General features: G+C 64.1%; 26 protein-coding genes. 21 read left to right on the top strand and 5 right to left on the bottom strand.

Annotated features, from left to right (window positions below; translation table 11 throughout):
• Nucleotides 1–20 precede the first annotated feature (20 nt).
• From RB623_RS08470 to RB623_RS08435, 8 genes are all read left to right on the top strand, one after another.
• A complete protein-coding gene (locus RB623_RS08470; RefSeq protein WP_308056341.1) occupies nt 21–779 on the top strand; it encodes a copper homeostasis protein CutC in 759 nt (252 codons plus the stop codon).
• Nucleotides 780–787: 8 nt separating this feature from the next.
• Nucleotides 788–1,783: a LacI family DNA-binding transcriptional regulator gene (locus RB623_RS08465; RefSeq protein ID WP_308056340.1), complete on the top strand. Its 996-nt coding sequence runs from the start codon at nt 788–790 to the stop codon at nt 1,781–1,783.
• A gap of 87 nt (nt 1,784–1,870) precedes the next feature.
• Entirely contained in the window at nt 1,871–2,476 is a 606-nt protein-coding gene (gene leuD / locus RB623_RS08460; protein WP_308056339.1) for a 3-isopropylmalate dehydratase small subunit, read from the top strand.
• A 13-nt stretch (nt 2,477–2,489) separates the two neighbouring features.
• Nucleotides 2,490–3,323: a hypothetical protein gene (locus RB623_RS08455; RefSeq protein WP_308056338.1), complete on the top strand. Its 834-nt coding sequence runs from the start codon at nt 2,490–2,492 to the stop codon at nt 3,321–3,323.
• Between the two features lie 5 nt (nt 3,324–3,328).
• The gene (locus RB623_RS08450) at nt 3,329–3,715 is read left to right on the top strand and encodes a RidA family protein (protein WP_308056337.1); all 387 of its coding nucleotides are present in this window, start codon (nt 3,329–3,331) and stop codon (nt 3,713–3,715) included.
• Nucleotides 3,716–3,934: 219 nt separating this feature from the next.
• On the top strand, nt 3,935–4,528 hold the full coding sequence (gene thpR / locus RB623_RS08445) for an RNA 2',3'-cyclic phosphodiesterase (protein ID WP_308056336.1): 594 nt from the start codon (nt 3,935–3,937) through the stop codon (nt 4,526–4,528).
• A 41-nt stretch (nt 4,529–4,569) separates the two neighbouring features.
• The gene (locus RB623_RS08440) at nt 4,570–4,869 is read left to right on the top strand and encodes a 4a-hydroxytetrahydrobiopterin dehydratase (protein ID WP_308056536.1); all 300 of its coding nucleotides are present in this window, start codon (nt 4,570–4,572) and stop codon (nt 4,867–4,869) included.
• Between the two features lie 358 nt (nt 4,870–5,227).
• Nucleotides 5,228–5,566, top strand: coding sequence for a YkvA family protein (locus RB623_RS08435; protein WP_308056335.1), 339 nt, complete (start codon nt 5,228–5,230; stop codon nt 5,564–5,566).
• Nucleotides 5,567–5,585: 19 nt separating this feature from the next.
• Here RB623_RS08435 and RB623_RS08430 read toward each other — a convergent pair whose 3' ends face one another.
• A complete protein-coding gene (locus RB623_RS08430; protein ID WP_308056334.1) occupies nt 5,586–6,158 on the bottom strand; it encodes a sigma-70 family RNA polymerase sigma factor in 573 nt (190 codons plus the stop codon).
• Between the two features lie 337 nt (nt 6,159–6,495).
• Here RB623_RS08430 and RB623_RS08425 point away from each other — a divergent pair, with 337 nt between their 5' ends.
• Complete coding sequence (locus RB623_RS08425) at nt 6,496–6,999, top strand: invasion associated locus B family protein (protein ID WP_308056333.1); 504 nt, start codon at nt 6,496–6,498, stop codon at nt 6,997–6,999.
• Between the two features lie 274 nt (nt 7,000–7,273).
• On the opposite strand, the gene RB623_RS08420 is transcribed toward RB623_RS08425, so the two are convergent.
• Nucleotides 7,274–8,185: a LysR substrate-binding domain-containing protein gene (locus tag RB623_RS08420; protein ID WP_308056332.1), complete on the bottom strand. Its 912-nt coding sequence runs from the start codon at nt 8,183–8,185 to the stop codon at nt 7,274–7,276.
• Nucleotides 8,186–8,337: 152 nt separating this feature from the next.
• On the opposite strand from RB623_RS08420, the gene RB623_RS08415 reads away from it, so the two are divergent.
• Both RB623_RS08415 and rlmN read left to right on the top strand, forming a co-directional pair.
• Entirely contained in the window at nt 8,338–9,231 is an 894-nt protein-coding gene (locus RB623_RS08415; protein ID WP_308056331.1) for a DMT family transporter, read from the top strand.
• Between the two features lie 117 nt (nt 9,232–9,348).
• Nucleotides 9,349–10,584 carry a 23S rRNA (adenine(2503)-C(2))-methyltransferase RlmN gene (gene rlmN, locus RB623_RS08410; protein ID WP_308056330.1) on the top strand — a complete coding sequence of 412 codons (1,236 nt, stop codon included), beginning with the start codon at nt 9,349–9,351 and terminating at the stop codon, nt 10,582–10,584.
• Nucleotides 10,585–11,106: 522 nt separating this feature from the next.
• Here rlmN and RB623_RS08405 read toward each other — a convergent pair.
• A complete protein-coding gene (locus RB623_RS08405) occupies nt 11,107–11,748 on the bottom strand; it encodes a LysE family translocator (protein WP_308056329.1) in 642 nt (213 codons plus the stop codon).
• A gap of 202 nt (nt 11,749–11,950) precedes the next feature.
• On the opposite strand from RB623_RS08405, the gene RB623_RS08400 reads away from it, so the two are divergent.
• From RB623_RS08400 to RB623_RS08385, 4 genes are all read left to right on the top strand, one after another.
• A complete protein-coding gene (locus RB623_RS08400; RefSeq protein ID WP_308056328.1) occupies nt 11,951–13,075 on the top strand; it encodes a TRAP transporter substrate-binding protein in 1,125 nt (374 codons plus the stop codon).
• 77 nt (nt 13,076–13,152) lie between these two features.
• On the top strand, nt 13,153–13,797 hold the full coding sequence (locus tag RB623_RS08395; RefSeq protein ID WP_308056327.1) for a TRAP transporter small permease subunit: 645 nt from the start codon (nt 13,153–13,155) through the stop codon (nt 13,795–13,797).
• The gene (locus tag RB623_RS08390; protein ID WP_308056326.1) at nt 13,794–15,215 is read left to right on the top strand and encodes a TRAP transporter large permease subunit; all 1,422 of its coding nucleotides are present in this window, start codon (nt 13,794–13,796) and stop codon (nt 15,213–15,215) included. Before RB623_RS08395 ends, RB623_RS08390 begins: the two co-directional genes overlap by 4 nt.
• A 44-nt stretch (nt 15,216–15,259) precedes the next feature.
• Nucleotides 15,260–15,427 (top strand): hypothetical protein, encoded by a 168-nt coding sequence (locus RB623_RS08385; RefSeq protein WP_308056325.1) that lies wholly within the window; start codon nt 15,260–15,262, stop codon nt 15,425–15,427.
• Between the two features lie 22 nt (nt 15,428–15,449).
• Here RB623_RS08385 and RB623_RS08380 read toward each other — a convergent pair whose 3' ends face one another.
• On the bottom strand, nt 15,450–16,361 hold the full coding sequence (locus RB623_RS08380) for a hypothetical protein (RefSeq protein ID WP_308056324.1): 912 nt from the start codon (nt 16,359–16,361) through the stop codon (nt 15,450–15,452).
• Between the two features lie 220 nt (nt 16,362–16,581).
• On the opposite strand from RB623_RS08380, the gene RB623_RS08375 reads away from it, so the two are divergent.
• The gene (locus tag RB623_RS08375; protein ID WP_308056323.1) at nt 16,582–17,805 is read left to right on the top strand and encodes an argininosuccinate synthase; all 1,224 of its coding nucleotides are present in this window, start codon (nt 16,582–16,584) and stop codon (nt 17,803–17,805) included.
• 153 nt (nt 17,806–17,958) lie between these two features.
• Here the strand turns inward: RB623_RS08375 and RB623_RS08370 are convergent, their stop codons facing one another.
• Complete coding sequence (locus tag RB623_RS08370; protein WP_308056322.1) at nt 17,959–18,753, bottom strand: lytic transglycosylase domain-containing protein; 795 nt, start codon at nt 18,751–18,753, stop codon at nt 17,959–17,961.
• Nucleotides 18,754–18,910: 157 nt separating this feature from the next.
• Between RB623_RS08370 and RB623_RS08365 the strand changes: the two genes are divergently transcribed.
• The 5 genes from RB623_RS08365 (at nt 18,911) to RB623_RS08345 (ending at nt 26,860) form a co-directional block, all read left to right on the top strand.
• Nucleotides 18,911–20,176 (top strand): NAD(P)/FAD-dependent oxidoreductase, encoded by a 1,266-nt coding sequence (locus tag RB623_RS08365; RefSeq protein ID WP_308056321.1) that lies wholly within the window; start codon nt 18,911–18,913, stop codon nt 20,174–20,176.
• A gap of 35 nt (nt 20,177–20,211) precedes the next feature.
• Nucleotides 20,212–21,264 carry a putative zinc-binding metallopeptidase gene (locus tag RB623_RS08360; protein ID WP_308056320.1) on the top strand — a complete coding sequence of 351 codons (1,053 nt, stop codon included), beginning with the start codon at nt 20,212–20,214 and terminating at the stop codon, nt 21,262–21,264.
• A gap of 134 nt (nt 21,265–21,398) precedes the next feature.
• Nucleotides 21,399–22,052: a DUF1236 domain-containing protein gene (locus tag RB623_RS08355; protein WP_308056319.1), complete on the top strand. Its 654-nt coding sequence runs from the start codon at nt 21,399–21,401 to the stop codon at nt 22,050–22,052.
• A 178-nt stretch (nt 22,053–22,230) separates the two neighbouring features.
• Nucleotides 22,231–24,033, top strand: coding sequence for a calcium-binding protein (locus tag RB623_RS08350; RefSeq protein ID WP_308056318.1), 1,803 nt, complete (start codon nt 22,231–22,233; stop codon nt 24,031–24,033).
• Nucleotides 24,034–24,178: 145 nt separating this feature from the next.
• A complete protein-coding gene (locus RB623_RS08345) occupies nt 24,179–26,860 on the top strand; it encodes a DNA translocase FtsK (protein ID WP_308056317.1) in 2,682 nt (893 codons plus the stop codon).
• Nucleotides 26,861–26,919: the final 59 nt, after the last annotated feature.

Here is a 26,919-nt window from a genome sequence, read left to right as displayed (position 1 = left end):
TTCCATCACAGGATTCGCTCATGACCGCTCATCCGCTCCGCGCCATCGAGATCTGCGTGGAAAACACCGACGGCCTGGTCGCCGCCCAGAATGCCGGCGCCGACCGTGTCGAGCTTTGCGCCTCGCTGCTCGAGGGCGGGCTGACGCCCAGCATCGGTGTGGTGCGCGAGGCGCAGCGCCTCGCCAAAATCCCGTTCTTCGTCATGGTCCGCCCGCGCGGCGGCGATTTTCTTTATTCCGACATCGAGTTCCGCTCGATGCTCGAGGATGTGAAGGCGTTTCGCGACATGGGCGTGCAAGGCGTCGTCGCCGGCTGCCTTAACCCCGACGGCACCATCGACGAGAAGCGCATGACGGCGCTGGTCGAGGCGGCCCGGCCGATGAAGGTCACCTGCCATCGCGCCTTCGACATGACCCGCGACCACGAAGAGGCGATCGAGGCGCTGGTGCGCGCCGGCGTCGACCGCGTGCTTACCTCCGGCCGTCACGACACCGCAATCGAAGGGCTCGACGTGCTGGCCGAGACGGTCAAGGTGGCGGCGGGGCGTATCGTCGTCATGGGCTGCGGCGGCCTCGACGAGCGCAACATCGCCCATGTCATCGATGCCACCGGCGTCGAGGAAGTGCATTTCGCCGCACTCCGGGACGAACCCAGCGCCATGCGCTTCCGCAACCCGACCATCGGCATGGGCGGCACCGATCTCGAGCGCGAATACACGAACACCGTCACGTCGGAAGAAGGCGTGCGCGCCACGATAGCCGCCGCGCGCTCCCGCTGAGCCGGCGCATGGGCAATGACGACACACGCTCGTTGACCATCGCCGATGTCGCGGCCCGCGCTGGCGTGTCGCGCGCCGTCGCCTCGCGTGCGCTGTCGCCGCAGCCGCGGCCCGTGTCGGCGGACAAGCGCGAGCGTGTGCTGAAGGCCGCGGCAGAGCTCGGCTTCAAGCCAAATGTCCTGGCCCAGAGCCTGACCTCGAAATCGGTCAATCTGGTCGCCGTGGTGGTCAACCACATCCACGACCTGTCCGACCTCGACCTGTTCGACCTGCTGATCGACCGCATCCAGGCCGCGGGCAAGCAGGTGATCCTGCTGCGCGTCGGCTCGGTCGACCGCGTCGGGGAATTCCTGCGGCGCGGCATCGCCTATCATGTCGACGCGGCCGTCGTGTTTTCCGATTTCGCCGACGCGGCGACCATGCGCGAGATGTTTCGCTCCGACCATGTGGTGATGCTCAACGGCCGCCATGACCGGCTGTCGCCCGCCGTCATCCCCGACGAGGCCGCCGGCATCGAGCAGGCCGTCGCCGACGCGGCCGCCAAGGGCGTGCGCACGGCGGCACTGCTCACCGGCCGGCCGTCGTCGGAGGTCGAGCGCATTCGCATCGCCGCTTATCGCGCGAGTTTTACTCGCCACGACATTTCCGTGCTGCGCGAGGCGCAGGGCGACTATTCCTACGAGAGCGGCCACGCCGCCGCCGAGGTTCTGGTCGGCAAAAATCCGCCGCAGGCGCTGTTCTGCACCTCGGACGCCATGGCCATGGGGGTGCTCGATGCGCGCCGGGCCGACTTTCCCGGCAATCGGCCGGAACGTTTTCGGCTCTACGGTTTTGACAATTTGTCGCTGACCGGCTTCGACGCCTATCCGATCGCCTCGATCGGCTACGACAAGACACGCTACGTCGAGGAGATCGTCAACATGTTGACGCGGCCGCAGGCCTTTTCGCAGCCGCATGAGCCTGTGTGGATACCGACGGCCTTTTATCCACGCGCCACGGCGTGATCGCGCGGTCGCGACAGGCTTTGAATCGCCGGGCGCTTGCTGTAAAGCGGTCGCAGCGAAAATTGCTGGCGCTGACGGAAGATCATCATGGACAAGTTCACCACGCTCACCGGCGTTGCCGCCCCGTTGCCGATCGTCAATGTCGACACCGACATGATCATCCCGAAGGACTATCTCAAGACGATCAAGCGGACCGGGCTCGGCAAGGGCCTGTTCGCCGAGATGCGCTTCAACGAGGACGGCACCGAGAACCCGGATTTCGTGCTCAACAAGCCGGCCTACCGCACGGCGCAGATTCTTGTCGCCGGCGACAATTTCGGCTGCGGCTCCTCGCGCGAACATGCGCCGTGGGCGCTGCTCGACTTCGGCATACGCTGCGTGATCTCCACCTCCTTCGCCGACATCTTCTACAACAACTGCTTCAAGAACGGCATTCTGCCGGTCACGGTCAGCCCGGAAGATCTGGAGAAACTGCTGGACGACGCCTCTCGCGGCGCCAACGCCACGCTCACCGTCGATCTCGAGGCCAAGGAAATCCGCGGCCCGGACGGCGGCACGGTGAAGTTCGACCTCGACGACTTCAAGCGCCACTGCCTGCTCAACGGCCTGGACGACATCGGCCTGACGCTGGAAAAAGCGCCGTCGATCGCCGCCTACGAGAAGAGCGCCGCAGCCTCCCGGCCCTGGGCCTGACGCGGCCGCGCCGATGCGCTTCGCAACCGGCCTGCTGGCGCTGGCGCTGCTCGGCGCGTCCTCCGTACTGGCGCTTGCGCAGGACTTCGAACCCGTCTCGGTGCCGTTCGAGGGCGGCACGATCACCATCACCGAGAATGACGAGCTGGAAAAGATCGTTGCTTTCGACGGCAAGGAACTGGCGCGCAACTACGTCGCTTTCTTCGATCGCACCGTCGATCTCGGCGACACCAAGGTAGCGCTGCTTTCGGTCGGCGACGGCGGCAACCAGTGCGGTGCGGCGACCCTGATCGTCTGGAAGCCGAAGGACGCGGACATCCGGAGCCAGATGGTCGGCGAGGATTGCGGTTCGCCGCCCGCCGCCGTCACCGAAAGCAGCATCTATTTCGTACCTTACCTGGTGCCCGGCGCATCGGCGCCGGTCGAGACATGGTCGCCCGAGACGGGTCTGAAGGTGTCCGGACTGCTGCAGTTCTCGCCGCAGCCCGGCACCACATGGGACGAGATCGACGCCTCGAAATTCGACAACCTCGTCGAGGCCTTCGGCAACGAGGCGCTTTATGCCGACGCCAAGAAACTGCTCGGCGATGACCTGACCGGCTTCGCGACCGGCCTTCTGACCGGCGGCGGCACGGAACAACTGCCCGGCGGTCTGTTCTACGCCAGCGGCTGCGTGCCGCATGCCTGTGGGCTCCAGGATTCCTTCATGGCCGTCGATAAAAAAGGCCGAAAACTCTATTTCGCCCAGCAGGCCGACAGCGGCGAACCCAGGACATGGCCGGCGCTGGCCGAATGGCCGGGCGAGGTCGCCAAGGCCATGCAAGGCGCCATCGGCGGACAGCAGTAGGTTCCATGCGAAAACTCATCTCCACCGGTTCGCCCTTCGAGAAGACAGCGGGCTATTCGCGTGCAGTCGTGCAGGGCGACTGGTGTTTCGTCGCCGGCACCACCGGCTACGACTACACCACCATGACCATGCCCGACAGCGTCGAGGAGCAGGCGCGCAATTGCCTCGCCACCATCGGCAAGGCGCTGGAAGAGGGCGGCTTCGCCTTCGCCGACGTGGTGCGCGCGCATTATTACATCACCGATGCCGACTATGTTGACCGCGTCTTCCCGATCCTCGGCGAGACATTCGGCGACATCCGCCCAGCCGCGACGATGATCGTCTGCGCCCTGAACAAGCCGGAAATGAAGATCGAAATCGAGGTCACCGCGCTGCGGCGCGACGCCCCTTGAACGTGTGGCCGGCCCGCGGGCCGTGACCGCGTGGCGGGATGGGCGGGACCGGCCGGACGGAACCCCAAAGCCCATTCCCCGTTTGGCCTGGGCAGCGCGCTTTCTCGACTTACGCTGCGTAAAGCAATTATCTTTTGCGATGCACACAAAGCGCTTGCCGTCGCACCCGATCGGTGATTCGTTTGAAGGGCAAGTCGATTCGAGGAAGGGAGGCTTTTCATGCCGCGTCTTTTCACCGCCCTCGAAATTCCGCGTGATGCCGCTCTTTCGCTGTCCCTGCTGCGGGGCGGCCTGCCGGGAGCCCGCTGGATCGACGTGGAAAACTACCACATCACGCTGCGCTTCTTCGGTGACATCGAGGGCCATGTCGCCGACGAGATCGCCAATGCGCTCGACCGGGTGCGGCGTCCCTCCTTCCAGCTTCGCCTCGAGGGTGTCGGCGCCTTCGGTGGCAAGAAGCCGCATTCGATCTGGGCCGGCGTCGCCGCGACTCCCGACCTGACCGCTTTGCAGGCCGAGATCGAGCGCATCTGCCAGCGCCTCGGCGTTCCCGCCGATCCGCGCAAGTTCACCCCGCATGTCACGCTGGCGCGGCTGCGCAACACCAGCCCCATCGACGTGGCGCACTATCTCTCGGCGCGCGGCAATTTTGCCGCCATGCCGTTCAAGGTCGGGCGCTTCGTGCTGATGTCGTCGCGCGAATCGGTCGGCGGCGGACCCTATGTGGTCGAGGAAGCCTGGCCGCTGGCGGGGGCCGACACCCGGCAAAACCTGTCGGCCGATTTCGCCGACGCCTACCGCACCATGCGGTAGGCGGGTACGAAACCGCCCGATCCGTAATGTCCAAGATACCGATCAGCAGGAAAAAACTCGACGGAGCGGCGATCCGCGCCGAGCTTGCGAAACTGGATGGATGGAGCCTGGCTGAGGATGGCGCCTCGATCCGGCGCAGCTTCGTGTTCGCCGACTTCAGCGAGGCTTTTGCCTTCATGACTCGCACGGCGCTCGCCGCCGAACAGCTCGACCATCACCCGGACTGGTCGAACGTCTACAAGACCGTCGAGGTCACGCTGAATACCCATGACGCGGGTGGCCTGACCGCGCTCGATTTCGAGCTGGCGACGCGTATGAACGGCTTCGCGGCGGGCGCATAAAAGCGAAGCTCATAATGCTTTCGGAGAACGAAATAGGCTGTTCCGGCAAGGTCGGAGGCGCAAAAACAAGGCCGGAATGAAGCCCATTGCGCGTCTCGCGCGTTGCTGCCCGAATAAAGCATTGATAAACAATAATATTCCGGACTTCACGGGCGATTTTTCGAACCTCAAATCGATTTAAATCACCAAATTCCTGTGACGTGCGCTCACAGCTCGATTAAGCGGACTGGGGAATGTTTTGTTTTCAGATGCCATCTGGCATGCCGCCAACCTTGGCCATGGAAAGCCTGCCGGCAACCTCTTGCAGCGGGTCGGTGGACTCACCACTTTGTTACCGAAGGGAGCGAATTGGATAGCCATGTCGACCGAATCTCTGAAAACCTCTCAGGAAGAAAGCGTGCGTGAAAAATTCTGGCGCACCGCCAGAAAGGCGGCGGCGCAGGTTCCGTTCATGGACGAGGTCGTCGCCGGCTATTATTGCGCGATGGACAGGAACACGCCGCTGCGCGCCAAGGGCATCCTGCTGGCCGCGCTGGCCTATTTCGTCCTGCCGACGGACAGCATTCCCGACGTTTTCCTGGGCATCGGCTTCACCGACGACATCGCGGTGCTGACCGCCGCGCTCGCCGCCGTGCGCGCCCATATGAAGCCGGCGCACCGGCTTGCTGCGCGCGAGGCGCTCGACGACTTGTCTTGAGCGTGCGCGAGCCGGCCTTTCAATCGGTGTCGGCTGCGCCGTCCGCTTCCAGAATTTTCCTTAGCCGGCCAAAAGCCAGCCGGATCCGCGACTTCACGGTGCCCAGCGGCAGGCCGGTGCGCTCGGCGATCTGACTGTGGGTCAGTCCGACGAAGAAGGCATATTGTACGAGTTCCAACTGCTCGCCCGACAGTGCCGCCATGGCCGCCCGCACGCTTTCGTCGCGCTGCCTGGCTTCGATGCCTCGGTCGGCGGGCTCCGGATCGTCCGGAACCAGGATCGGATCGGACGGATCAAGAAGATGTGAGCGGTCGCGGCGCAGAAGATCGATGCGGCGGTTGCGGGCGATGCGGAACAGCCAGGTGCCGAGCGAGGATTTTGCCGGATCGAACAGATGCGCCTTGTGCCAGAGCACCGACATGACCTCCTGGACGAGGTCCTCGGCCGCGCCGGCATCCATGCCCAGCCGCTGCAGGTAACCATTGAGGCGCGGGGCGAAATGATCGAACAGCCGTGTAAAAGCATCGCGGTCGCGCTCACGCGCCACGCGGCTGGCCAGTTGGGAGAAATCGTCCTCCTGCGTGCTGGTCATGATCTGATCATGCCCGCAAAGCCGTATCTCCCGTCCGCTTTTGCGGCCGCGCCATAGCCATGCGCCGCTGCCCGTCGCTCGCCCTCCCATTGCATGTCGGCAAAAAAAGTCAAACTGCTGCCGCTTTTTTTGTCTTGAAGTCGCACCAAGGGACAAGGCTCCGATGGCTCACAGAAGGCCATGGGGCAGGTTGGCGGTGATGCAACATGGCGGGTGCCCTTTTTCGCGGACGTTCACCATTTCGTAACCCTGACTAATTCAAAATTAAACGAACGGGCGGGGCAAAACCCGGCCTGCTTCGGCAATTCCAGCGAAACGTGAGACGGTGAAGAAAAACATGCGCGGATTGTTAGCGGCGGTTGCGGGCCTGATCCTTGTTGCGGGCGCGGCGCCGGCGCTCGCCCAGTCGGCCACCAAGATCGGCCAGCACAATGCCTGGGGCACCTACAGCTACCAGGCCGGCAACGGCAAGGTCTGCTACGTGCTGACCGTCCCGACGGACAAGCAGCCGCCTTCGCTCGATCATGGCGACATCTTCTTCTTCGTCAGCCAGCGGCCCGGCCAGCAGGTCAGCTACGAACCGCAATTCATCGCCTCCTACAATTTCCAGGAGAACTCCAAGGTGCAGGTGACGGTCGGCGGAAAGACCTTCTCCATGTTCACCAAGGGCAAGTCGGCCTGGGTGGAGAACGCCTCCGAGGAGCCGCTGCTGATCGCCGCGATGAAGGGCGGGTCGGACATGAAGGTCGCCGCCAAGTCCGGACGCGGCAATCCGACCAACTACACCTTCTCGCTGAAGGGCATTTCGGCGGCGCTGACGTCTATCTCCAGTTGCAAGTAGCTCTGATCTTGCGTCCTTCGAGGCTCGCCCCGCCAGCATTTTCGCTGTGATTTTCAATGTCTTGCGGGCTCGCACCTCAGGATGAGGACGGGCGTGCCCGCAATGCGGTCGCCAGCGTAAGTCTTGACGCCATGCCAGACATTTCCATGCCGCCAGAACCAACGCTGAAGGTTGGAGGTTCGGGCACGACCGTCCTCATCCTGAGGTGCGAGCCGCACGCCGCCGAAAATCAAAGCAAATACGTCGGCAGGGCGAGCCTCGAAGGACGCACTGATCAGGCCACATCCGAACTCAAGAAAGCTTCGATTCGCTCCTCCGCCACGCCCGCTTCCCGGCCTATGCGTCGCGCCAGGTCGGCGGCGGCGGGCCGGGGCGAAACGCCTTCGGGCCGGTCGAGCCAGTAGGACACCGGATTGAGCACGCGCCGCGTGTCGACGGGCACGATGCGGCCCGCAGCCAACTGGTCGACAGTGAGCGGCGGCCGCGCCAGCGCGACGCCGAGGCCGCAGGCGGCGGCGTCCAGCACCAGATTGTAGTCCTCGAAGCGCCGGTCTTCCGGGCGGGGCCGGTAGTCGATGCCGAGGACCCCGAACCAGGCTCGCCAGGCGGAAGCGTCGGAATCGTTGATCAGCGGATGCGCGAGCAGCCGCTCCGGCTCGCCATCGCCAATGGCTTGTGCCAGCGCGGGTGCTGCGACCGGAAAACAGTGCTCCTCGAAAAGCTGCACCGAGACACGGCCGGGGATGCGGCCGCGGCCGCAACGGATCGAAAGATCATGTCCTTCCTCGACCAGATCCGCCTGGCGGTTGTCGACGTCGAGCACGATGCGCAGTCTCGGCGGCCCGGCTTCCAGTTTCTGCAGCCTCGGCATCAGCCACAATCCGCTGATCGACGGGATGGTGGTCAGCCGCACGACGGCCGCGCCCCGCGGCTCGACCCATCGGTCGGTGTTGTCGGCGATCAGAGCGAAGGCCTCGCTGGTGCGCAGGAACAGCCGCTGTCCCTCGATGGTCAGCGCCACGCCGCGCGCGCCGCGGTCGAAGACTTTCAGGCCCAGCCAATGTTCCAGCTTGGCGATCTGCCGGCTGACGGCGCCGTGCGTCAGGTTCAGCTTCTCCGCCGCCGCGCTGAAGCTGCCGGTTTTTGCCGCGACCTCGAAGGCGCGGAGCGTGTCCAGAGGAGGCATGGAGCGGTCCGTGATGTGATCCGTAGTCGACATTGGGGTCAGGAATCCATCAAGCTGTGAGCGTAGGTCACAGCAGGTCATCGAATCTCTCGTTTGTCAATTCGATCCCGAAACTGCATTTGAGCCGGTATCGAATTCCGGGAGACCAGATCATGACCGCCGCCGCCCTTTCGCCCGCCACCCCGCAACGCCTCGATCTTGCGACAATTGCCGCGGTCGGCATCACCGTGGTCGGCTGGGCCTCGGCGTTTCCGGCCATCCGCGCCGGCCTGACCGCCTTCGGGCCTATAGAACTCGGCGCGATCCGCTTCGGCATCGCCGCTCTGCCGGCGCTGGTTTTCCTTTTGATTACAAGGCCGTCGCTGCCCTCGCTCGGCGAGGTATGGCGCTTCGCCACCGGCGGCGTGGTGTTCGTCGCGCTCTACACCGTGCTGCTCAACATGGGCGAGCAGACCGTATCGGCGGGAGCCGCAAGCTTCATCATCAATGTCAGCCCGATCCTGACGGCCATTTTCGCTACGCTGCTGCTCGGCGAGCGGTTCCGGGCGCTGGCCTGGGTCGGGACCTTCGTGTCGTTCTTCGGCGTCGGCCTGATCGCGCTGGGCGAGGGGGACGGCCTGTCGCTCGACACCGGCGCGCTGCTAATCTTCGGCGGCGCCGTCTGCACGACGGTGAACACCATTGTCCAGAAGCCATTGTTTTCGCGTCATAAACCGCTGACCGTAGCGGCCTGGAACATGGTGATCGGCGGGCTGATGCTGTCGCCGGCCCTGCCTTCCGCCCTGTCGCAGGCAGTCACGGCAAATTCCGAGGCGCTGCTGTCGGCGATCTATCTCGGCATCATCCCGAGCTTCGTCGCTTATGGCGCCTGGGCGGTCGCGCTGTCGCGCCTGCCGGCCTCGCGCGCCTCCAACTATCTCTATTGCGTGCCGCCGGTAGCGACCTTCATCGGTTTCGTCTGGCTGGCCGAGGCGCCCGGCATGCTGGGCATCGTCGGTGGGCTGCTGGCGCTGGGCGGCGTGGTGATCGTCAACCTGCGTCGCTGATCGCGCCGCCGTCGGGAATGGTGAGTTTCGGGGCGGGCCGTGACGCGGGCCGCCCGCCGTGCTATGGGCGCAGCGGATCGCTTTGAATTTTCGGCGGCATCCCCATATAGGCTTGCCATGACGCTTACCCTCGACCTCACCACGCCCGACCGGCGCGACGCCTTGCGCGCAAGACCTTCGCTCGCCGAAAAGCCGTCGCTGATAGGGCTGACCCGCGCCGAGATGGCGGAGACGCTCATCGCCTCCGGCATCGTGCCGGAGCGGCAGGCGAAGATGCGCGTGCAGCAGCTCTGGCATTGGCTCTACGTGCGCGGCGTGTCGGATTTTTCCGACATGTTCAACATCTCGAAGGATCTGCGAGCCGCGCTGGCCAAGCATTTTTCCATCGGACGGCCTGAGATCGTTGAGGAGCAAATATCGAGCGACGGCACGCGAAAGTGGCTGTTCCGCTTTCCCCCGCGCGGCGCCGGGCGGCCGGTGGAGATCGAAACCGTTTATATCCCCGAGGAAGGCCGCGGCACGCTGTGCATTTCCAGCCAGGTCGGCTGCACGCTGACCTGCTCGTTCTGCCACACCGGCACGCAAAAGCTGGTGCGCAACCTGACCTCGGAAGAAATCCTCGCGCAATTGCTGACGGCCCGCGACCGGCTCGGCGATTTTCCCGATCGCGATACGCCGGACGGCGCCATCGTGCCGGCGGAAGGGCGAAAGATCTCAAACATCGTCATGATGGGCATGGGCGAGCCGCTCTACAATTTCGAGGCGGTGAAGAAGGCGCTGCTGATCGCCTCGGACGGCGACGGCCTGTCGCTGTCGAAGCGCCGCATCACGCTGTCGACCTCCGGCGTGGTGCCGGAGATTTATCGCACCGGCGCGGAGATCGGCGTGATGCTGGCGATCTCGCTGCATGCCACCAATGACGATCTGCGCGACATGCTGGTGCCGATCAACAAAAAATACCCGCTGAAGGAGCTGATCGCCGCCTGCAAGGCCTATCCCGGCCTGTCGAACGCCCGCCGCATCACCTTCGAATACGTCATGCTGAAGGACGTCAACGATTCGATCGAAGACGCCAAGGCGTTGATCAAGCTGCTGCGCGGCATTCCGGCAAAAATCAATCTGATCCCGTTCAACCCGTGGCCGGGGACGAACTACCAGTGCTCTGACTGGGAGACGATCGAAAAATTCGCCGACTACATCAACAATGCCGGCTACGCCTCGCCGATCCGCACCCCGCGCGGTCGCGACATCCTCGCCGCCTGCGGCCAGCTCAAGTCGGAATCGGAGCGGATGAAGAAGACCGAGCGGCTGGCGCTGGAGGCGATGATGATCGCCGGGCATGGTGAAGCTTGAGCGACGCCACGCCTGCCCCTGAAAGACCAAGTTATTGGCCAGGACGGATTTTGAGAATCGGCTTGGGATATCTCCTCGCCTGCTTCACGGCTATCATCGCCTTTGCGATATTCAACTCTGTTTTGTCCTATCTGGATTATCTTCCCGGCCCATTTCCCGATGATGGGCTATCTGGCAGCATCTCCAGAGTGCTAAACTTCATATTTCTTGCACTCAGTATTTTTCCAATTTCAATCGCTGTGGCAGCTGCGATGGCCGCGCCGACACTGGTGCCAGCTATAATTATTTCAGAAATATTCCGAATTCGGAATGTTTGGTTTTACCTTGGAATGGGGCTTTTATATCCCATCGTGGCCTTTCGCCGTGACCTCTGGATAATGTGGACAGGCTTTGAGCATGCGAGCGTCTCATTTTTTCTAATTCCCACCATGATCCACGCCGGCCTCGTGGCGATCGCCGGAACGTTAGCCTATTGGCTGGTCGCCGGCCGCTACGCTGGTAGGCGAGCGGGCACCCCATTCGCTACTTCGCCTGGGCCGTCAGGATCTTCAGCGCAAACGCCGAAAACACCCCTGCAAACAGATAATCGACAATCCGCGTGACGCGCGGGCTTTTGCGCAGCAGCCCGGCAAAACGGTCGGCGGCGATCACCATCGGCGCGGTGATCGGGATCGACAGCACGATGAACATCATGCCGAGGAAGAACAGTTTTCCCGGCGCATAAGGGTCGGACGCCGAGACGAATTGCGGCAGGAAGGTCATGAAGAACAGGATGATCTTCGGGTTCATCAGGTTGATGCCAAGGCCCGTTGCCCAGTTCTTGAACAGCGAGCGCGGCGGGCGGGGTGTCGCGTCCGGCGAGAAGGCGGAGCCATGGCGGATCGCCTGCCAGGCCAGCCAGACCAGATAGCCCGCGCCGAAAATCTTCAGCGCGAAAAATGCCTGCGGCGATGCGACGATCAGCGCCGACAGGCCAAGCGCCACCAGCGCGGTGTGGATGACGATGCCGGTCAAGGCGCCGGCCATGCAGGCGAAGCCCGCCGCGCGACCCTCGGAAAGCGCCCGGCCGACGAACAACGTCATGTCCGGCCCCGGCGTGATCGCGATGATGAAGGTTGCGATCGCGAACTGGACGATAATGGAAGGGTCGGGGATGAAGGTCATGGCCGGACTCGCTTGTGGCTGCTCTCATTAACGCCCGTTCCGTGGAGCGGCAATCCCGACTGGCGACAGAGTCTTCGCCAAGCTTGTCGCATTTCCGCACTATCAGTCGGAAGTTGTAGCGCAAGCGCCTTGAATCGTATCCGCCATGGCCTATTCTGCTGACGCCAGAGTGACAAAGATCACGGCAATGGGAGGAATTCGCATGACTACAACCAAGGGTTTGTCGCGTCGGAAATTCCTGAGAACCTCGACGGTCGGCGGCGTCGCCGCGGCCGCGGGCACCTTGGCCGCGCCGGCGGTGCTGGCGCAGGCGCCGGTGGTGCTCAAGATGCAGTCGTCATGGCCCGCCTCGGACGTGTTCCAGGAGATGGCGCAGCAATATGTCGACCGCGTCCAGACAATGTCGGGCGGCCGGCTCAAGATCGATCTCCTGCCGGCGGGCGCCGTCGTCGGCGCCTTCCAGGTGCAGGACGCCTGCCATGATGGCGTCATCGACGCCGCCCATACCGTGCCGGTCTACTGGTACGGCAAGAACAAGGCGGCCTCGCTGTTCGGTACCGGACCGGTGTTTGGTGGCGACGCCAACCAGATGATCGCCTGGCTCTATTACGGCGGCGGCCAGGAGTTCTATCGCGAGCTCACCCAGGACGTTCTCGGTCTCAACGTCGTCGGCTTCCTGTCCTTCGGCATGCCGGCCCAGCCGCTCGGCTGGTTCAAGAGCGAGATCACCGATGCGGCGCAGCTCCAGGGCCTGAAATACCGCACGGTGGGCCTTGCGGCGGATCTGTTCCAGTCGATGGGCGCTTCGGTCGCCCAGCTTCCCGGCGGCGAGATCGTTCCCGCCATGGAGCGCGGTGTCATCGACGGCTTCGAGTTCAACAATCCGACGTCGGACATGCGCTTCGGCGCGCAGGACGTGGCGAAGAACTACATGCTCGCCTCCTATCACCAGGCCAGCGAGTCGTTCGAATACATCTTCAACCGCGACAAGTTCGACAGCCTCGATCCCGACTTGCAGGCGATCCTGAAGCACGGCGTCGAGGCGGCGCATCTCGCCAACTATGCGCTGGCCATGAACCAGTATTCGGCCGACCTGCAGAAGCTGGCGACGGAGAGCGGCGTCAACGTCAAGCGCACGCCAGACACGGTCCTCAAGGCGCAGCTCGATGCCTGGGACAAGATCCTGCCGCCGCTGATGGAGGACCCGTTCTTCAAGAAGGTGGTCGACAGCCAGAAGGCCTGGTGCGAGCGCGTCGTCTTCTACTCGCTGCAGAACGCTCCCGACTACAAGCTCGCCTACCAGCATTATTTCCCGGGCAAGCTCTGACCGTCTTCGGCTGACGGGCCGGCCGTTCGTTCGGCCGGCCCTGCCGGCTCCTGTCAACCCGATCGGACGGTGGGCGTGTGGAAAGCTACATAGGGTTTGCGGACAGGCTGTCCGCCTGGTTCGGAAAGGTGTTCGCCTGGAGCATCCTGATCATGACGATCGGGGTGACCTACGAGGTGATCGTGCGCTACCTGTTCCGCGCGCCGACGCCCTGGGCCTTCGATCTATCCTACATGATGTATGGCACGCTGTTCATGATGGCGGGCGCCTACACGCTGTCGCGCGACGGCCATGTGCGCGGCGATTTCCTCTACCGCCTGTGGCGGCCGAGAACGCAGGCGCGGGTCGAACTGGTGCTTTATATCCTCTTCTTCTTTCCGGGCGTGATCGCGCTGGTCGTCACCGGATGGCGCTACGCCGCGCGCTCCTGGCGCTATCTCGAAGTCAGCACGATGAGCCCGGCCAATATCCCGATCTACCAGTTCAAGTCGGTGATCGCCGCCGCCGGCATCCTGCTTTTCCTGCAAGGCGTGGCGCAGGTGTTCCGCGCCATCATCTGCCTGCGCACCGGGGCCTGGCCGCCGCACGCCGCCGACGTCGAGGAGACGGAGAAACTGCTGATGGAAACCAAATCGCTTGCCGCGCTCGAACACGGCTCCGAAGCGGTCGACATCCCGTCCGGGTACGGAGCCGAAGACAGGAAGGACGGAAAACGGCCATGAGCGATCCCTTCGTCGCGGTGCTCATGCTGCTGATCCTGATCCTCGCAATCTTCCTGGGATTCCCCGTCGCCTTCACGCTGGCCGCGCTGGGCGTCGCCTTCGGCTACTACGCCTATTTCGATGCCGGCCGCATGTGGGCGCCCTACAACCGCGCCGTCGAATCCGGCGCGGACGGCTGGACGCTCGCCGAGACCTGGGCTTCCGGCTTCTTCAACAACCGCATCTTCGATCTGTTCGTGAACCAGACCTACGGCGTCATGTCGAACGACGTGCTGACCGCGATCCCGCTGTTCCTGTTCATGGGTTACATCGTCGAGCGCGCCAACATCGTCGACCGGCTGTTCTCGACGCTGTTCATCGCTACCCGCAACGTGCCGGGCTCGATGGCGGTGGCGGCGCTGATCACCTGCACGCTGTTCGCCACCGCCACCGGCATCGTCGGCGCGGTGGTCACGCTGATGGGCCTGCTCGCCTTCCCGGCCATGCTGAAGGCGCGCTACGACGTGCGCTACGCCTCCGGCGTCATCTGCGCCGGTGGCACGCTCGGCATCCTCATCCCGCCGTCGATCATGCTGATCGTCTATGCGGCGACGTCGGGCGTCTCGGTGGTGCGCATGTATGCCGCCGCGCTGCTGCCGGGCCTGCTGCTCGCCGGCCTCTATCTGGTCTATGTGGTGGGGCGTGCCATGCTGCAGCCGCAACTCGCCCCGAAGCCGACGCGCGAGCAGGTCGGCGATCACTCGGCGCTCGAAATCGCCTGGATGATGATTACCTCCTTCGTGCCGCTGGCCGTGCTGATCCTTGCCGTGCTCGGCGCCATCCTGTTCGGCATCGCGACGCCATCGGAGGCGGCGGCGGTGGGTGCGGCCGGCGGATTGATCCTCGCGGCCGCCTATCGCGCGCTCACCTGGCAGCGGCTAAAGGAATCGGTCTATCTCACGGCGCGCACCTCGGCGATGGTGTGCTGGCTGTTCGTCGGCTCGGCGACCTTCGCCTCGGTCTTCGCCTATCTCGGCGGGCAGCAGCTCATCAGCGATTTCGTCACCGGGCTCGACATATCGCCGCTGGCCTTCCTGCTGGTCGCCCAGCTCATCATCTTCATCCTCGGCTGGCCGCTGGAGTGGACGGAGATCATCGTCATCTTCATTCCGATCTTCCTGCCACTCCTGGCGCATTTCGACATCGATCCGCTGTTCTTCGGGGTGCTGGTGGCGGTCAATCTGCAGACAGCCTTCCTGTCTCCGCCGATGGCGATGTCCGCCTACTACCTCAAGGGCATCGCTCCGCCGCACGTGCAGCTTCCCGACATTTTCCGCGGCATGATGCCCTATATGGCGATCGTCATCCTGTGCATGGTGATCATCTATGTGTTCCCGCAGATCGTCTATGCGCTGCCCGACATGATCTATGGCAAGTGAGGTTGGATGGTGGTGAGCCGAGTCTGGACAGGGAGATTGCCGCGATGATGCTGGACCGCCTGTTCGCGCTGCTCGCGCTTGTCGCCCTCGTCGCGTTTCTCTGGATCGTCGCTGCGCGGGTCGGACGCGCCGATCTCGCCATCGCCATCGCGATCGGCATCGCCTTCGTCTGCTACGACCTCTGGTTGCAACTGTTCAGGCGTCGCCGGTAGCGCGTGTGGCGCGCGATCGGACTCAGGGCGTGACGGTTCCGGTGTTCGCGGGTTCGTCAGCGGCGACCAGCGGGTCGCGCAGTTCGTAGCGCTCGCCGTTCCATTTCCATTGGATCGGCTCCGCGCCGCCGGCAGCCTCCAGCGTCACCAGGTTCGGCCAGCCGCCGCTCGACGCGCTCGCATCGATGTAAAGGGCCATGCCCTCGCTGTTGTAGGCCTCGCGCCATTCCTCGGCGGGCGTCGCCCGGATGTAGCCGAACAGCGTGCAGCCGGTGCGGCCATAATACCAGGAGGAGCCGCAGAGCGTGGCGAACAACATCTCGCGGCCCTGACCGCGGTCGAGATGCGCGGCGGCTAATTTCGGCGTGGCGGTGGTGGCTTGCCGGAACAGCTTTGTTTCCTCGGCAAGCAGTGGCCGCGCCCGTTCCACCGCGGGGTCGGTTTCGGAAAGGCTGGCCTGCTCATAGGCCGACATGTCGACCTGGCTGCAGCGCGGCGCGATCGCCTCGATGACCGTCCTCGAATTCTTGAGCGGGAACGTGGCCGCCGGTCCATCCGTCCTGGCGCCCGCGGCGACGACCAGCAGGCCGCCGGCCTTCATGGCGTCGATCATCTCATAACTGGCCGGCAAGCTCAGGACATCCGGTCCGGTCTCGGCGAGGACGAGGAAGGATTCGCCGTCGACCGATACCTTCGCCTGCTGAGAGGAGAGCGCCTCGACCGAACGGTCGAGCCGCAGCCGCAGCGACCAGCGCTGTTCGGCGCAGACCAGCGAGCCGCCGGTGATGGCGGCCGCCTTCCCAGGAACCGGCAGGATGGCCACCGCGCCGCTGCCGGCTTCCTCCCAGCGGTCGCCCGCCATCGCGGCGGGCGCGCCGGCAAGGACCGCGAGGCAGACCATGCCGAAGGCCGGCAACGCGCCGCGTCGCCGCAAGGGGCGATCCGCTCGGGTGAGGTTTCCGGTTGTCATGGACACTTTGCAACTGTTCGGAGAGAATCGTTAAAAGTCTATTGAGGCGCAGATTGTGGCCTAAACCGGCCAGCGCGCCGCGGATCGTTTCACGAGCCGTTCCCACCCTTGCCCGGCAAGTCATTCCTGCTAATAGTGCCGCCGAAACCGGCGGCCGGGCCGAACTCGCAAATCCGAGGACATCATGTCGAAGTGGAAAGACGTCAAGAAGGTCGTGCTCGCCTATTCGGGTGGCCTCGACACCTCGATCATCCTGAAATGGCTGCAGACCGAGCTCGGCGCCGAAGTGGTGACCTTCACCGCCGATCTCGGCCAGGGCGGCGAGCTTGAGCCGGCCCGCAAGAAGGCCGAGATGATGGGGATCAAGGACATCCGCATCGTCGACGTGCGCGAGGAATTCGTTTCCGACTTCGTCTTTCCGATGTTCCGCGCCAACGCCCAGTATGAGGGCCTCTATCTCCTCGGCACCTCGATCGCCCGCCCGCTGATCTCGAAACACCTCGTCGACATCGCCGCCGAGACCGGCGCCGACGCCATCGCCCACGGCGCCACCGGCAAGGGCAACGATCAGGTGCGCTTCGAGCTGTCGGCCTATGCCCTCAACCCCGACATCAAGGTGATCGCGCCCTGGCGCGACTGGTCGTTCAAGTCGCGCACCGACCTGCTCGACTTTGCCGAAAAACACCAGATCCAGGTCGCCAAGGACAAAAGGGGCGAGGCGCCGTTCTCGGTGGACGCCAACCTGCTGCACTCCTCGTCGGAGGGCAAGGTGCTGGAGGACCCGTGGGTCGAGCCGCCTGAATATGTCCACCAGCGCAGCGTCTCACCGATGGACGCGCCCGACCGGGTGACCGAAATCGTGGTGACCTTCAAGAACGGCGATCCCGTCGCGCTGAACGGCCAGGCGATGTCGCCCGCCACATTGCTGTCGGCGCTCAACGATCTCGGCCGCGACAACGGCATCGGCCGGCTCGACCTCGTGGAAAACCGCTTTGTCGGCATGAAGAGCCGCGGCGTCTACGAGACGCCCGGCGGCACGATCCTGCTCCAAGCGCACCGCGCGATCGAATCGATCACGCTCGACCGGGGCGCGGCGCATCTCAAGGACGAGATCATGCCGCGCTATGCCGAGCTGATCTACAACGGCTTCTGGTTCGCGCCGGAACGCGAGATGCTGCAGGCGCTCATCGACAAGAGCCAGGACAAGGTTGAGGGCGAGGTGCGGCTGAAGCTCTACAAGGGTAATGTCATCGTCACCGGCCGCCGTTCATCGCAGTCGCTCTATTCGGATGCGCTGGTGACGTTCGAGGACGACCGCGGGGCCTATGACCAGAAGGACGCCGAAGGGTTCATCCGGCTCAACGGCCTGCGGCTGCGTACGTTGGCGGCGCGGAACCGGAAAGTCTGAGCGCATCCCTCCCCCTTGAGGGGAGGGTGGCCCGAAGGGCCGGGTGGGGTCGCTGCGGCCAGACGCCAACATTGCTGCGCGTCGGAGCGCGGCCGCACGGACCCCACCTGCCTCGCTTCGCTCGGCACCCTCCCCTCAAGGGGGAGGGAAATCTCAGTTCCCGTCGATGGCGTCGGCCATGATGATGATGGCCTGCTGGTAGACGGAGGCCGAGTTCCATCCCGCGATCGCGCCGCGATTGGCGCTTGCCGGCCCGCCGCCATAACCGTGGGCGCGCAGGAAGTTCGCCGTCGAGGCCAGCGCCGTCGCCTTGTCGCGCAGGTTCCGGTTGCCGACGCCATACTTCAACGCGTTGCCGGGCAGAAATTGCGTATGCCCCATCTCGCCATGCGCGGCGCCGACAGAACTCGAGCTCAACACACCGGCATCAACCAACTTGAGCGCAGCAATCGCGTGCGGCGTGAAGAAGGCCGGACGGCGACAGTCGTAGGCCAACGTCACGATCGCCGAGACCGTGTTCTGGTTGCCCATGGCGGCGCCAAAACCGGTCTCCATGCCCCAGATAGCCAGCAACGGCCCCGCCGGCACGCCATAGCGCTGCTCGATCGAGGCGAAAAGCGCGGCGTTCTGCTTCTTGAGCTTCCGGCCCTTGGCGATGATCGTCGCGCCGCCGCGCCGCTTCATGAACGCATCGACCGAGCCGCTGAACGCCTTCCTGACGGCGCGGTCGACCGAGATCGTCTTGGTGGCGTAGGACGTTTTCGCCAGCGCCGCCATGCCCCTCTGGCCAACGCCGTTTGCTGCCGCCTCCTGCGCGAAATCCGCCTTCCATGCCTCGAAGCCGCTGGCGTTTTTGCCGCACGAAGCGGCTTGCGCGGCGACGGCCGAAAAGCCGATCGCAGCAAGAGCCACGGTCGCTAAAGTCAGTCTCTTGGCAAACAATGCCATCCTCGTCTCCTGATTGCCTGGAACACGTTGTTGGGACATTGCCAGCGAATCGCCGCCCTGTCACCGCAGGTTGTAGCCGTATCGACGGCGCCGCTGGTCAGTTTCAGGCAATTTCCCTACGATCAAGTATATAATGTGGCAAGGGGTGGAATAAGCCATGGAAGATGTGGACGTGGTGATCGTCGGCGCCGGTTCATCGGGGCTTGCCGCCGCAAAAATTCTTCGCGCCGCCGGTTTGACCTTCAGGGTGTTCGAGGCGATGGGCCGCATCGGCGGCCGCGCCTTCACCTCGACCGAACATTTCGGCATTCCCTTCGACATCGGTTGCGCCTGGCTGCACGCGGCGGACCGCAACCCCTATTTTCCCGAGGCCGAGGCGGGAGGCTGGACGCTGCATCATCACGACATGAATGTCGACCACCTCTATTTCGGCAAGCACAAGGCTTCGGAATCCGACGAGGCCGACATGAAGCTCGCCGACCAGCAGCTCGCTACGTTGATGGAACTGTGGGCCGGCACGGACGACCGCGTGTCGTCGCTGCTCGCTTCCGGCCATGCGCCGCGCGCCGCGGCCACCTTTGCCGGCCCGATGGATTTCGGCAAGGACTTCGACGAGATCTCGATCGAGGATTTTAGGGCGGCCGCCGATCTCGATCCGAATTATTACAGTTTTGAAGGTTTCGGCGCGCTGGTGGCGCGGTTCGGCGCCGACGTGCCGGTCGAGCTGGCCACGCCGGTGCGCAAGATCCTGTGGGACGTGCCGGGGATCGCCTGCGTCACCGACCGCGGCACGATCCGCGCAAAGGCGGTCATCGTCACCGCATCGCCGGCGGCGCTCGCCTTCGAGGAGATCGAGTTCCGGCCGGAACTGCCCGCCGCCCACACCCAGGCCTTCTTCGACCTGCCGATGGGCATGCTGACAAAACTTCCCATCGAGATCAGGGGCACCCGCCTGGGGCTGTCGCCGTTCGACGATCTGCTGATCGAGCGCCGCGCCCGCAACGACATCTATTTCCTGTGCTTTCCGTTCGACACCGAGCTGATGGTCGGCTTCGTCGGCGGGGACTTCGCCTGGGAGATTTCGGCGGCCGGCGAGGCGGCCGGTGTCGATTTCGTCACCGACCGCCTGTGCGACATTTTCGGCAGCGACCTGCGCAAACACGTTGGCCGCGCCGCCATGACAAACTGGGGCGGCGAACGTTTCGTGCGCGGCGCCTATGCCGCGGCCCGCCCTGGAAAATCAGCGGCGCGGGCGACGCTGATGCAGCCGGTGGCGGAGCGGATCTTCTTCGCCGGTGAGCATCTGGCAGGGCCGTTGATCCAGACCTGCGGCGGCGCGCGGCTTTCCGGCGAGGCGGTGGCGCGGCAGGTCGTGGCGCAGCTCGCAGGGGCCTCCGGAACCATCCCCGGCGCCTCGCGTTGAACGGCGCTCCCGTTCCGCTCCGAAGCGAGCCCGCCATGAAGCTTTTCACTTGCCCGCATTGCGGCCAGCGGCTCTATTTCGAGAACGCGCAATGCCTCGCCTGCGGCACCTCGGTTCTCTACAATCCCGACCGCGCGGCCTTCGAGATCGCCGGCAGCGACCATGCGTTCCAGTGCGTCAACGCCACCGAATGCGATTGCAACTGGATCGGCCAGGCCGACCAGCCATTCTGCCGTGCCTGTGCGCTCAACAAGATCATCCCGGACCTGTCGATCGACGGTAACCGGCGACGCTGGACGCGGGTCGAGGCGGCCAAGAAGCGGGCGATCTACACGCTGCTCGCCTTCGGTCTGCCGGTCGGCCCCAAGATCAATCCCGAGGACGAAGACGGCCTCGCTTTCGATTTGCTGGCCGACCCGATCGGCGTAGGGCCGGGTGGCGAGCGCATCCTCACCGGCCACGACAGCGGCTTGATCACGCTGAACGTCGCCGAGGCGGACTCGCCGGAGCGGGAGAAGATGCGGGTAGAGATGCGCGAGAACTACCGCACGCTGCTCGGTCATTTCCGCCACGAGCTTGGCCATTATTACTGGGATCGCCTGGTGCGCGACGATCCGATCTGGCTGAACGCGTTTCGTGGCGTGTTCGGCCAAGAGGAGGCCGACTACGAGCAGGCGCTGCAGGCACACTACGCAAATGGTGCGCCGCCGGACTGGCAGGTGAACCACATCTCCGCCTATGCCGCGAGCCATCCCTGGGAAGATTGGGCTGAGACCTGGGCTCACTATCTCCACATCACCGACACGCTGGAGATGGTGCAGTCGCTCAATTTGCGGCTGGGCCAGCTCGAAACGGTCGACCGGCACGATCTCGGCAGCGCCGACACGGGCGGCGGCGCGGCGGCCGGCGGTGACGAGCAGGGCACCAAAAGTTTCGACACGATTCTCGAGCGCTGGCTGGTGCTGTCGGAAGCCTCGAACTCGATCAATCGATGCATGGGCCTGCCCGACCTCTATCCGTTCGTTATTTCACCCGCAGCCGCCGGCAAGCTGCGATTCGTGCATGAACTTCTGGCCGGCCGCCACTGACTGGAGGCGCTGGCGCCGCCGGTCGCGGCGTGAGCTCCGAAACAAATCGTCATTGACGCAGGCCAGCGATCCGGAACCTGCAAATCGTCTTCATCGTTGCCATGTCGAGGGACGCTCAATGATGGAGTAATGTCATGAACAAGCTAACGATGCTTGCCGCGGCCGGCACCGTTCTGGCCCTCGGCGGAACCGCCTTTGCCCAGACGATGGCGCAGGCCACCACCGAACTCAACGTGCGTGCAGGTCCCGGATCGCAATATCCGGTCGTCGGCGTGCTGGCCGCCGGGCAGGACGTCACGATCAAGGGGTGCCTTGCCAACGGCAGATGGTGCTCGATCGACGAAGGCTGGGTCTTTGCCGATTATCTCAGCGGCGATTTCGGCGGCGGGAAGGTGGTGCTGAGCCAGCGCCCGGCCAATTCCGCGGTGGCGGTGATCGAAGCGCCCGACACCGGCTCCGCCGGAGCGGTGGTTGGCGGAACGACCGGCGCCGTGGGCGGCGCAATCGTGGGCGGGCCCGTCGGCGCGCTGATCGGCGGCGTCGCCGGCACTGCGATCGGCGGCGCTGTCGGCGAAGTCGCCGAACCTCCGGCCCAGGTGCGGACCTATGTGACCCGCAACCGGCTGGAGCCCGTCCATCTCGAGGGCGAGGTGGTGGTCGGCGCGAAACTACCGGACACCGTGCAGATCCGTGAGATCCCCGACTACGATTACCGCTACGTGAACATCAACGGCCAGGAAGTCCTGGTCGAGCCGGGATCGCGCCAGATCGTCTATGTCATGCGCTGAATGACGGCGCCTGATAGCAAAGCGCCGGACGATCTGGGTCCGGCGTTTTGTTTAACTGGCATCAAATGAAGTCCAGGCAAAAATATTCAAACCTGGCGACTAATGTCATTTCTTGGGTCTTTTCTTGCCCATATTGTCCAAGAATCTGTCTTCTGGATAATTTGTCGGGAGGGGTCCCATGCTTGTCAGCCAGTTCGTTTCCGGCGTATCCGCCGAATTCTCGCTTGTGCGCAGCGGCAATCAGCTTACAGCCACGTTCTATTACGGGTTGATTGGCTTGGAGGATGAGGGAGGCATCTTTCTCTGGGACGGCGAGATCGGAGCGGCGATCGGTGCCTTCGGCGACTATCTCAATCAAACGTCGGATCGCCCGATGGATCTGCAGTTCGTGGCGACGCTGACCCCCGGCGCCAATACGGCGGCGAGTTATTTCGTCAACGACAATATCGGCGGTGCGGCGTTCGACCACGCGTTCAACATTGTCATCTTCGATACGACAGCGAACTTTATTGGCACGTCAGGTGTGGACCTGGTATTCGGCTCCGCCAGCGCAGACGTGTTCCGTACTAGTGGCGTCGGCGACATGTTCGAGGGTGGCTCGGGCAATGACTTCTATCGCATCTACCACGCCAACACGAAGGTGTTCGAAACGGCTGGCGGCGGAACCGACGACCGTATCGCTTCCTATGTCTCCTACGTGCTGGCGCCGGGCGTGGCAGTTGAGCAACTTACAACCAATTCTGCGAGCGAAACCTACAGGATCAATCTCACTGGCAATGCTTTGGCGCAAACGATCACCGGCAATGCTGGTAACAATGTGCTGCGCGATGGTGGTGGAGCCGGGGACGTTCTTATCGGACTCGGTGGAAATGACATCTTTCAAGTCTATAGTGCTGCGACGACTATACACGAAGGCCTAAACGGCGGTTTCGCCGACCGAGTGATGACTGCAGTGAGCTATACGCTGGCTGCGGGGGCAGAGATCGAGATACTAACGACCAATGGGTCGAGCGGAAAATCTAAGATCGATCTCACTGGAAATGAGTTTTCCCAGAGGATTTATGGCAATACCGGTGACAACGTCTTAACTGGCGGAGGCGGAAGCGATACTCTGAATGGCGGTGGTGGAAAGGACACGCTGAAGGGAGGCGCGGGCGACGACACACTCTTCGTCTTCAGTTCATCTGACGTGTTCGAGGAGCTGGGTGGTGGTGGACAGGATCGTCTCGTTGCTGCCGTGAGTTGGGTCCTTGACGTCGATGACGAGATTGAGACTCTGTCCACAGAGGACTTGGCGGGCAAGGCCCCTATTGACCTTACTGGCAACGGCATTGCTCAAACCCTGATCGGGAATGCCTGGGTTAACCGATTGGATGGGGCCGGCGATCGCGACATTCTGATTGGCGGCGGCGGCGGTGACATTCTGATAGGCGGAACCGGCTTAGACTATGCCTCATATGAGTTTTCAAAGGCTGGCCTCACCGTCAATCTCGCTAATCCGAATTTGAACACCGGCGAGGCGGCCGGCGATAGCTATTCCGGGATTGAGGGAATTGTTGGCTCCAGATTCGCCGACACTCTTTCAGCGAATGCCGGTTCGAATGTTCTCGACGGACACGGCGGCGCGGACAAAATCAGTGGACTGGCAGGTGCGGATTCCTTCGTGTTCTCAGCGTGGCTGGGTACCGACAATATTGATACGATCACCGACTTCACCGCGATAGACGACACGATCCGTCTGGAAAATGCGATCTTTACGACGCTGACGGCGACCGGTGCGCTGGCGGTATCCGCCTTTCGCGCCAATATGACCGGCCTCGCCGGCGACGCCAACGACCGCATCATTTACGAGACCGACACCGGAAAACTTTTCTACGATGCGGATGGTAATGGCGCGCGTGCAGCCATCCAGTTTGCCACGCTAGCTGCAACGCCGGTGGGACCGCCGACCATCACGGCAGCCGACTTTGTGGTGATCTAACGGCTACCGAGGATCCAAACTCCGGACGCATCCAATCCGCATGGTTAAAGCGCCTTTAACTCTCCCCGCCTAGTCTCACGGTCGATTCTGCCGGCAGCGCGTCGCACGCGCGCCGGCCGCAATGAAACGACCACGAGGATTTTGCATGCGTTCTGGGGCTGCCGCGCCGCTCGCGCTTTCCGACACCGACACCGGCATAGGCGCGTTCCTGCGCAGGCAGCTCGGCCGGCTCGTCGGGCTCGGCATTTTCGCCGGCGTCGCCTTCGCGCTCGCCAGCCTGGGCACCTGGAACGTCGCCGATCCCAGCCTCAGCCACGCCACAGACAATCCTGTCACCAACGCCATGGGTTTCGCCGGCGCGGCGTTTTCCGACCTCGCCATCCAGTTCTACGGCCTGTCGGCGGTTGCCGCCCTCGCGCCGGCGGTGGTCTGGGGCATCCTGTTCGCTATGGCGCAGGGCGTCGACCGGAAGCTCAAGCGCGCGCTTGCCTGGCTGGGTGCGTCGCTGCTCTTCGCCGGCGTCGCCGGCTGCGTCACGCCGCCCGACACCTGGCCTCTCCCCTCCGGCCTGGGCGGTGTCTTCGGCGACATCGTGCTGAAGATCCCGGCGCTCATCATCGGCCACTATCCGACCGGCCTCGTCGCCATGGGCATCGCCGGCGGCCTCGCTTTGCCGGCGCTGGGGCTTGCCGCCTTTGGCTCCGGCCTGCTGTTCCGCCGCGCCGCGCCGGTCGAGGTCGAGCGCCGCGGCCGCGAGACGCCGCAACTCGACGAGGCGAATTTCGAGGAGGAAGAGGACGAGAGCGAAGGCATTCTGGCGTTGGGCGCCATCACCCATTGGTGGCTCTCGGCACGCGCCTTCGTGCGCCGCCGCCTGGCAAGCCGGCGGGCCGCGCACGACGAATACGATATCGCTCCCGCGCCATCGCGCGGCTGGCGCGAGGCGGCCGAACGCGTCGAATTCGCCGAGCGTGCCGAGGCACGCGTAAGTTCGGCCGGCCGCGCTCGCGTCGAGCCGGAATTCTTCGCTGCCATGGTGGCCGACAGCCGCGTTCCGCAGATGCTGCCGGCAGCCGATGACGAAGATGACGACGAAGCGTACGCCGAGGCAGAGGAGGATGTGCAGCCCGTCCGGTCGACTCCGCGCGCCCAGCCGACCCATGTGCAGTCCTACCGTTCGAACCCGTCCGGTGCGCCGGTGGCGCCGACCATGCCGAGCCGTGTCGAGGCACCAGCGCCACGTCCGGCGCCCGGCGCCCGCGTTCAGCGCGAGGCGCAGACCTCGATGATCGGCGCCGACAATTTCGAGATGCCGTCGCTGTTCTTCCTGTCCGAGCCGAAGAGCGTGGCGCGCGACGCAAGCCTGTCTAAGGACGCGCTTGAGCAGAACGCCCGCATGCTGGAAGGCGTGCTGGAGGATTTCGGCGTCAAGGGCGAGATCATCCATGTCCGCCCCGGCCCGGTCGTCACGCTGTACGAACTGGAGCCCGCGCCCGGTATCAAATCCTCGCGCGTCATCGGCCTTGCCGACGACATCGCCCGCTCGATGAGTGCCATCGCCTGCCGTGTCGCCGTGGTGCCCGGCCGCAACGCCATCGGCATCGAACTGCCCAATCCGAAGCGCGAGACGGTCTATCTGCGCGAGCTTCTGGCCAGCAAGGATTTCGAGACCAGCAAGGCGAAACTGGCGCTGGCGTTGGGCAAGACCATCAACGGCGAGGCCGTGATCACCGACATCGCCAAGATGCCGCACGTGCTGGTGGCCGGCACCACCGGCTCGGGCAAGTCGGTCGCCATCAACACCATGGTGCTGTCGCTGCTCTACCGGCTGAGGCCGGAACACTGCCGGCTGATCATGATCGATCCGAAGATGGTGGAACTGTCCGTCTATCAGGGCATCCCGCATCTGCTGACGCCGGTCGTGACTGATCCGAAGAAGGCGGTAGTGGCGCTGAAGTGGACGGTACGGGAGATGGAGGACCGCTATCGCAAGATGGCCAAGGTGGGCGTGCGCAACATCGACGGTTTCAACGCCCGGGTCGCCCAGTCTATGGAAAAGGGCGAAAAGATCTCGCGTACCGTGCAGACCGGCTTCGACCGTGAGACCGGCGAGGCGATCTACGAGACCGAGGAACTCGATCTCGCGCCGCTGCCCTTCATTGTCGTCATCATCGACGAGGTGGCCGACCTGATGATGGTCGCGGGCAAGGACATCGAGGGCGCGGTGCAGCGTCTCGGCCAGATGGCGCGCGCCGCCGGCATCCATGTCATCATGGCTACCCAGCGCCCGTCGGTCGACGTCATCACCGGCACGATCAAGGCCAACTTCCCCACCCGCATCTCGTTCCAGGTGACGTCGAAGATCGACAGCCGCACCATTTTGGGCGAACAGGGCGCCGAGCAACTGCTCGGCATGGGCGACATGCTCTACATGGCCGGCGGCGGCCGCATCCAGCGCGTCCACGGTCCCTTCGTCTCCGACGACGAGGTCGAAAAGGTCGTCAACCATCTCAAGCTGCAGGGCGTCCCGGAATATCTCGACGCCATCACCGAGGATGACGAAGAGGACGGCGACGATGACGCTCCGCGCGGCGGCGCGGGCGGCGGCGGGAATTTTGAGGATTCGGACGACCCTTACGACCAGGCGGTGGCGGTGGTGCTGCGCGACGGCAAGGCTTCGACCAGCTATATCCAGCGCCGTCTCGGTGTCGGCTACAACAAGGCCGCCTCGATCATCGAAAAGATGGAAAAGGAAGGCATCGTCGGCCCCGCCAACCATGCTGGAAAACGCGAGATTCTGGTGCCGACCGAAGAGGACAAGATGTGACGGTTTCGCGCCGGACCGCAGGTCCCGCGAATGTGAGGGGGCCGGCCCTTGCCTCCGTC

This window comes from Mesorhizobium sp. LHD-90 (genome assembly GCF_030929505.1).
GTDB lineage: Bacteria > Pseudomonadota > Alphaproteobacteria > Rhizobiales > Rhizobiaceae > Kumtagia.
The sequence above is the reverse complement of the archived record's forward strand: the minus strand, read 5'-3'. Positions and strand labels throughout refer to the sequence as shown.

Coding starts and splice junctions, on each gene's coding strand:
- RB623_RS08470 (WP_308056341.1), top strand. CDS start 21: ATGACCGCTCATCCGCTCCGCGCCATCGAGATCTGCGTGGAAAACACC.
- RB623_RS08465 (WP_308056340.1), top strand. CDS start 788: ATGGGCAATGACGACACACGCTCGTTGACCATCGCCGATGTCGCGGCC.
- leuD (WP_308056339.1), top strand. CDS start 1,871: ATGGACAAGTTCACCACGCTCACCGGCGTTGCCGCCCCGTTGCCGATC.
- RB623_RS08455 (WP_308056338.1), top strand. CDS start 2,490: ATGCGCTTCGCAACCGGCCTGCTGGCGCTGGCGCTGCTCGGCGCGTCC.
- RB623_RS08450 (WP_308056337.1), top strand. CDS start 3,329: ATGCGAAAACTCATCTCCACCGGTTCGCCCTTCGAGAAGACAGCGGGC.
- thpR (WP_308056336.1), top strand. CDS start 3,935: ATGCCGCGTCTTTTCACCGCCCTCGAAATTCCGCGTGATGCCGCTCTT.
- RB623_RS08435 (WP_308056335.1), top strand. CDS start 5,228: ATGTCGACCGAATCTCTGAAAACCTCTCAGGAAGAAAGCGTGCGTGAA.
- RB623_RS08430 (WP_308056334.1), bottom strand. CDS start 6,158: ATGACCAGCACGCAGGAGGACGATTTCTCCCAACTGGCCAGCCGCGTG.
- RB623_RS08425 (WP_308056333.1), top strand. CDS start 6,496: ATGCGCGGATTGTTAGCGGCGGTTGCGGGCCTGATCCTTGTTGCGGGC.
- RB623_RS08420 (WP_308056332.1), bottom strand. CDS start 8,185: ATGCCTCCTCTGGACACGCTCCGCGCCTTCGAGGTCGCGGCAAAAACC.
- RB623_RS08415 (WP_308056331.1), top strand. CDS start 8,338: ATGACCGCCGCCGCCCTTTCGCCCGCCACCCCGCAACGCCTCGATCTT.
- rlmN (WP_308056330.1), top strand. CDS start 9,349: ATGACGCTTACCCTCGACCTCACCACGCCCGACCGGCGCGACGCCTTG.
- RB623_RS08405 (WP_308056329.1), bottom strand. CDS start 11,748: ATGACCTTCATCCCCGACCCTTCCATTATCGTCCAGTTCGCGATCGCA.
- RB623_RS08400 (WP_308056328.1), top strand. CDS start 11,951: ATGACTACAACCAAGGGTTTGTCGCGTCGGAAATTCCTGAGAACCTCG.
- RB623_RS08390 (WP_308056326.1), top strand. CDS start 13,794: ATGAGCGATCCCTTCGTCGCGGTGCTCATGCTGCTGATCCTGATCCTC.
- RB623_RS08385 (WP_308056325.1), top strand. CDS start 15,260: ATGATGCTGGACCGCCTGTTCGCGCTGCTCGCGCTTGTCGCCCTCGTC.
- RB623_RS08375 (WP_308056323.1), top strand. CDS start 16,582: ATGTCGAAGTGGAAAGACGTCAAGAAGGTCGTGCTCGCCTATTCGGGT.
- RB623_RS08370 (WP_308056322.1), bottom strand. CDS start 18,753: ATGGCATTGTTTGCCAAGAGACTGACTTTAGCGACCGTGGCTCTTGCT.
- RB623_RS08365 (WP_308056321.1), top strand. CDS start 18,911: ATGGAAGATGTGGACGTGGTGATCGTCGGCGCCGGTTCATCGGGGCTT.
- RB623_RS08360 (WP_308056320.1), top strand. CDS start 20,212: ATGAAGCTTTTCACTTGCCCGCATTGCGGCCAGCGGCTCTATTTCGAG.
- RB623_RS08355 (WP_308056319.1), top strand. CDS start 21,399: ATGAACAAGCTAACGATGCTTGCCGCGGCCGGCACCGTTCTGGCCCTC.
- RB623_RS08350 (WP_308056318.1), top strand. CDS start 22,231: ATGCTTGTCAGCCAGTTCGTTTCCGGCGTATCCGCCGAATTCTCGCTT.
- RB623_RS08345 (WP_308056317.1), top strand. CDS start 24,179: ATGCGTTCTGGGGCTGCCGCGCCGCTCGCGCTTTCCGACACCGACACC.